The following is a 5,880-nucleotide window of genomic DNA, read 5'->3' as shown; positions in this document are numbered from 1 at the left end:
TAAGTTATTTTGATAAAAGTTACACTTTAAAAAGTAGCGGAGCGTATTGATTTTAGATAAAATATTCAAAAAAAATATCTAATGAATAAACAAATTCTTTGGCAAAAATGCCAAAGAATTTGTTTTTCAAGATTATTGCAGCTTTTTGAGGTAGTTAGCAGAGAAAATTGTAGGTTTGAGGAAAGAACAATAAGAGAAATCACTAGATTATGGAATTGTGTCGAATTTTCGTACTTTCAATACTTATCTTTATTGCTCTTGTAGTTGGTATAAATTTTGTTCTGCCGGCTTTACAGTCTCACTCTCTTTTTTGGCCGTACCTGTTGTGGTAGATTTTTGTTTTATCAAACCTGTCCTGAGGACCTGGTTTCTGGTCAGGATAACCCAACGGTACAAAAGCTAGAGGAATTACGTGTTCAGGCAGTCCAAAGGCTTTCCTGAAACCTTCAACCCGGTCCTTCATCGGATAGATCCCGGTCCAGACTGCCCCAAGCCCTGCATCGTGAGCTGCAAGCAGGAGGTTCTGGGTAGCTGCCGAACAGTCCTGAACCCAGTACCCTGGACCTTATTCAGGAGTTGTATCCCCACAGACAAGAATTGCAAGAGGAGCTTCCCTGCACATGCCTGCATAAGGGCTGAAAGTAGGGACTTCATCAAGGAGCTTCCTGTCATCAATAATAATAAAGATCCAGGGTTGGGCGTTGACTGCTGACGGAGCACTCATTGCAGCTCTGAGAAGTTCGGTAACAAGCTCTCTCGGAACTGGCCTGTCAGTGTATTTTCGAATGCTTCGGCGAGTGTGGATTGCTTCAAGAGTTTCCATATTCAGACTCCTATTCTTCCCTGAAAAATCTGGGCGAGGAAAATTTTCCAGGTTTTTCTCACCCTTTGTTTTTCTCACCCTTTGTTTTTCTCACCCTTTTTTATTTTCGTTCCGTTTTTGGGTTCCCGCTTCTTTAGTTTTGGTTTTATTTTAATTTATTTTTTCCTTCATTTGAACAGGTTAAAACCTGCATTTTTTGCCTTTTCCAGAAGCTCTATATTATTCTTGACCTCACCCGGAATGTTATAGCCAACTCCTACAAGGACATCCTTTACTTCTGCCTTCATGAAGCCGGAAACTTGCCCTTTGAACTCTTCGTAGACCCCTTTGAAAGCTTCTGGGTCAGGAGCTCCCTGAACTCCTATAATTATCGCCTTTTTCCCGGCAGGGAGACGAGGAGAGAAGTCCGCGTTTATAAGGGAGTAGCAACGGTCAAGGAAAAGCCGCATTTGGCCTGTAAACTGGCCAAAATAAATCGGAGAACCAAAGACGACTCCGTCTGCTGACGCAAGCTCATCGAATACTTCCGTAAGATCATCTTCAAGCTTGCATTTGTCATGACTCTTACAATAGCCGCAGCCCTGGCAGCCTTTGTAGTTCATCTCGTTGAGAATAAATGTCCGGGTTTCAACACCTGCTTCTGCTGCGCTTTCCAGGACCTGCTGGACAAGAATGTTCGTGTTTCCATTCTTTCGGGGGCTTCCTACAATACCTATAACTTTCATTTTGTTCACGCCTCTTATTCTTTTAACTGGATCTTGACCTGAATTTGATTCTGACTGATTTCAGGTTTAGCCTGAAATTAGGTCTAACTTGAAATCAGGTCTAACTTGAAATCAGGTCTAACTTGAAATCAGGTCTAGCTTGAATTTGGGTCTAACCTGAACTTGGGTCTAACCTGAATTCTGGCTTGACCTGAGTTTCATTTTCTTTCAATTTATGCCGGATTTTTCTTTCTTTTAGAAAATGTATTTATTGATGTTTAATTCGCAGTAACTATACTTATATACTATACATGCAATCAGGATAGTAACTAACAAAATGGATACTATGTGAGCATATGGCGAGTGAGATAAGGAATAACAAACATTGCCAGTGTCCTGTGGAAGCAACCCTGGAGGTAATTGGCGGAAAATGGAAGCCTATTATTCTCTGGCAGTTGAGGACAGAAAAACTGCGGTTTTCAGGGCTCCAGCAAAGTATGCAGGGTATTTCACCCAAAATGCTTACGAAACAGCTCAGAGAGCTCGAAGAAGACGGGCTTATTCTCAGGGAAGTTTATCCTGAAATCCCTCCTAAAGTTGAATACTCACTAACCGAATTCGGAATGACCGTAATTCCGGTCCTTGAGGCTCTTTGCAAATGGGGAGTTGAGTATCTCGGAAGAGAATGCGTACTGAATAAACAGCAATCTTCTGGCATAAAATAGGTCTTGACATCGAGAATAAATCAAGATGAAGAATAAGTCAAGATGAAGAATAAGTCAGATGAAAGAATAAGTCAAGATAAAAGTCTACAAATAACGCCTGCGCAACAAGTAAAAATAAATCCTCTTCTTGTATCTTCTTAGTTTTAGCATTGAATTTCAAATGTTAATATTGAGTATTAAATATTAAGTATTAAATGTTAATATTGAGTATTAAATGTTAAGTATTAAATGTTAATATTGAGTATTAAATATTAAGTATTAAATGTTAATATTGAGTATTAAATGTTAAGTATTAAATGTTAATATTGAGTATTAAATATTAAGTATTAAATGTTAATATTGAGTATTAAATGTTAAGTATTAAATGTTAATATTGAGTATTAAATATTAAGTATTAAATGTTAATATTGAGTATTAAATGTTAACATTGAATTCTAGATATCAATGTTAAATTTTAAGTGTTAGTACTAAACTCTGCTTTTATCCGGAAACCTAAAGCATTAAGAAGATCTAAACATTAGAATAGACTGATACTGAGCAAATTTAAAGTAGTTACTAATATTTCATTAACAATATTTTCAGGAACATTAAAAACTTTAAAAGTTTTATTCGCTATTCATCAAAAAGAATAAGTCATTGAAATAAGTCACTAAAAACATTGGAAATCGGAGAGATCCCAGGTTAAATGTATGATGCAAAAGAACGGATATATGCGGTATTTTACTAAACAGAGCTGTTACCCTAATCAGGCAGAAGCCATGGAGAAGATTCATTCGGCTCTCCTGAGCGAAAAAATCGTGCTTTTTGAAGGAGCATGTGGGACAGGCAAGACTTTAAGCGCACTTGCCCCTGCATTGAGTGTGGGGAAAAAACTCAATAAGGTCGTTATTATAGTCACTAACGTCCATCAACAGATGGTTCAATTTATAAATGAGGCAAGAGATATTTCACGGGGCAACGACATAAAAACAATCGTTTTTAAGGGCAAGACTTCGATGTGCCCTGAAAATCTCGATTACGAAGAATGCAGGCTCAAAGGGGAAAATACCTATGACCTCCTTGACCTTGAACGAGAAGTTTCTTCAAAAGAAAAAGAGCTCAAGGACGCCTATGAGAAATATAAACGGACAAAAGACCCTACTCTTTATGCCCTGAGAACCGAGCTTGAAAAAGAACTCGAAGAAACTAAGAAAAGAACTCGGGCTTTAAGGAACAATTCCTGTCCTGAACTATATGAAGTCCTGAAATTTGAAGGTAATGAATTTTCTAACTGGCTTTTTTCTGATGTAAAGAGCCCGGAAGAAATTCTGGAGTATGCCGAAGACCGGGACATGTGCGGATATGAATTGCTGAAAAAAGAACTCAAAAACGCCGAACTTCTAATTTGCAATTTTCATCATGTCCTCAGTGCCGAAACTTTTATGATGCTGCTTAAATGGCTCGAACGCGATCCTGAAGACATTATCCTGATCTTTGACGAAGCTCATAATATTGAGGCGTCTGCCCGTTCCCATTCTTCAATAATGCTCTCGGAACTGACTATTGAAAAAGCCCTTTCGGAAGTAGGCGAAACTCCCGAATCTCACAATTCACTTATGTTAGGAAAAGAAACTGGTTCCGGAGGTGGTATTCCTCTTGACCAGGACTATGCGGCTAGATTATATGCAAAAAGGCTGTTTACCTGCCTCCTTAATGCCATCAGGGATACCTGTGACTCAAAATTGAAATTCGGGGAACGAAACAGGCTTGGAAAACACTGGCAAGATATTCAGATAAGTGATCCCTACGAGCGGTTTGACATCCTGAAAGCTCGTTTTTTAAGGGAAGCGATAAAGGAAGGTTTTGCGGATGAGGAAAAAGTCCTGACCCGGTTGAGGGAGATTGGCGAGTTCGGAGGCAGGCTGGAAGAAATTTATGCGGAGAACTACAAAAAAGGGCTTCTTACAGTTCCGAAACGTTCCCAGATCCGATATGTTGCAGACTTTTTATCTTCTTACCTCGTACTTTCGGACAGGCAAAACTACTATCCAATTCTGAACGTGCGCAGAGATTTCAAAAGCGATAAAATTGCCAGCAGGATCGAGCTTTTCACATGCATCCCTAAAAATGTGACCCAGCCCCTGTTTGATTCTATTTATTCGGCAGTGTTAATGTCGGCTACACTCCGGCCCTTTGAAATGATAAAGTCCACGCTTGGCATCTCAAGGGAAGTAGAAGAGATTTCCTACGGAATGACATTTCCAATAGAAAGAAGGCTGACCCTCACAGTTTCCATCCCTCCCCTTTTTTCAAAGAACCGGGACAGCCCGGACACGCTTGAGAACGTGAAAGAAGCTCTGCTTGCAGCTACTATTTCGTCGCCTGGGAATGTGATTATTTACTTCCAGAGCTATGCCGAAGCACTCCGCTATACCAAACTCCTTGAACCTGAACTTTCTATTCCTATTTTCCTTGATGAAACGGGGGTCTCAGCCCAGGAGATCCGAAAGGAATTTTTCAAAATCGGAGAGCAGGGAGGAAAAGCTTTACTTATAACCTATCTATGGGGAACATTAAGTGAAGGCGTTGATTTCAGAGATTCCAGGGGCAGAACAGTGATTATAGTGGGAGTCGGATACCCTGCCCTAAATGACCGAATTAAGGCAGTTGAATCTGCTTATGATGCTGTTTTTGGCTCTGGGGAAGGCTGGGAGTTTGCAGTCCAGGTACCGACAATTAGAAAAGTCAGGCAGGCAATGGGAAGAGTAGTGCGTTCTCCTGAAGACTACGGGGTAAGGATTCTCCTTGATTCACGCTACCAGGGCTCACAAATGCGTAAACTCGGCAAATTTTCAGTTTTTGATTATTTCCCGTCTGAAGAAAAGAGAGAGTTCATCGACATTGTATCCAGGGACGTAGGAAGTCTCGTGGAAGAATTTTTTGCGCATGTCACATCCACCAGTGAAAATGAGCCGGAGTCCGAGGCTTCAAGCCAGATGGATTTCGGAAGCCTTGCTGAAAAGCTTTGAACTACTTCGGATTAACTAATAAAAATCAAAATGTTTAAATTAATTGCTTATAAACTGTTTGCAAAAGTAAAAAGCAATAACTAGCCAGTGATTAACGGAAACAAATTCAAAGAATTCTATTTTAGTTAATCCTATTAAAGACGGCTAGTTATTTATTTCCCAGGTTGAGTAGTTCTTTTTATTCATTTTTTTAAATGGTTAATTTTGAGAACCAGATTAACCTGCTATCAGATAAGTAAAACTGATTTTTATAGCACGTTCAGTCCTTTGTCATTTTGTCACTTTTATATAATTCCATTTTGTTTTTGTACTACTTCCTGCTGCATTTGTTGCTGTAAGTTTAACCGTGTAAGTTCCTGCAGCTGAATATGTATGTGTTGGACTTTTTTGTGTTGAGTATGTCCCATCTCCAAAACTCCATTTCCATGAAGTTGGCGATCCTTTGCTGGTCTCTGTGAATGTAACCTTTAACGGTGCTTTTCCTGAGAGTGGCCAGCCCCAGAAATCTGCAGTTGGGACTTGAGAGGTTCCTGACACTTTTATATAACTCGATTTTGTTTTTGTATTACTTCCTGCTGCATTTGTTGCTGTAAGTTTAACCGTGTAGGTTCCTGCAGCTG

The 5,880-nt window shown here is 39.6% G+C and carries 5 protein-coding genes and 1 pseudogene; 2 read left to right on the top strand and 4 right to left on the bottom strand.

The genetic code is table 11. The annotated features are described in order from the left end of the window. Positions 1–298: 298 nt before the first annotated feature. From ASJ81_RS23680 to ASJ81_RS08295, 3 genes and pseudogenes are all read right to left on the bottom strand, one after another. Positions 299–538: pseudogene (locus ASJ81_RS23680) on the bottom strand (nitroreductase family protein); the annotation flags it as partial. A 27-nt stretch (positions 539–565) separates the two neighbouring features. Next, the gene (locus tag ASJ81_RS23675) at positions 566–823 is read right to left on the bottom strand and encodes a nitroreductase family protein (protein WP_245859950.1); all 258 of its coding nucleotides are present in this window, start codon (positions 821–823) and stop codon (positions 566–568) included. A 167-nt stretch (positions 824–990) separates the two neighbouring features. Then, on the bottom strand, positions 991–1,548 hold the full coding sequence (locus ASJ81_RS08295; RefSeq protein WP_095644070.1) for a flavodoxin family protein: 558 nt from the start codon (positions 1,546–1,548) through the stop codon (positions 991–993). A gap of 335 nt (positions 1,549–1,883) precedes the next feature. On the opposite strand from ASJ81_RS08295, the gene ASJ81_RS08290 reads away from it, so the two are divergent. Then, the gene (locus tag ASJ81_RS08290) at positions 1,884–2,252 is read left to right on the top strand and encodes a winged helix-turn-helix transcriptional regulator (RefSeq protein WP_095644069.1); all 369 of its coding nucleotides are present in this window, start codon (positions 1,884–1,886) and stop codon (positions 2,250–2,252) included. A gap of 689 nt (positions 2,253–2,941) precedes the next feature. Next, on the top strand, positions 2,942–5,260 hold the full coding sequence (locus tag ASJ81_RS08285; RefSeq protein ID WP_095644068.1) for an ATP-dependent DNA helicase: 2,319 nt from the start codon (positions 2,942–2,944) through the stop codon (positions 5,258–5,260). 270 nt (positions 5,261–5,530) lie between these two features. Here the strand turns inward: ASJ81_RS08285 and ASJ81_RS08280 are convergent. Next, on the bottom strand, positions 5,531–5,880 hold a 350-nt coding region (locus ASJ81_RS08280), incomplete at its 5' end, for a PKD domain-containing protein (protein ID WP_141241627.1).

The sequence above is a fragment of the Methanosarcina spelaei genome (genome assembly GCF_002287235.1).
In the GTDB taxonomy this organism is placed as follows: Archaea; Halobacteriota; Methanosarcinia; order Methanosarcinales; family Methanosarcinaceae; genus Methanosarcina; species Methanosarcina spelaei.
The sequence above is the reverse complement of the archived record's forward strand: the minus strand, read 5'-3'. Positions and strand labels throughout refer to the sequence as shown.

Coding starts and splice junctions, on each gene's coding strand:
- ASJ81_RS23675 (WP_245859950.1), bottom strand. CDS start 823: ATGGAAACTCTTGAAGCAATCCACACTCGCCGAAGCATTCGAAAATAC.
- ASJ81_RS08295 (WP_095644070.1), bottom strand. CDS start 1,548: ATGAAAGTTATAGGTATTGTAGGAAGCCCCCGAAAGAATGGAAACACG.
- ASJ81_RS08290 (WP_095644069.1), top strand. CDS start 1,884: ATGGCGAGTGAGATAAGGAATAACAAACATTGCCAGTGTCCTGTGGAA.
- ASJ81_RS08285 (WP_095644068.1), top strand. CDS start 2,942: ATGATGCAAAAGAACGGATATATGCGGTATTTTACTAAACAGAGCTGT.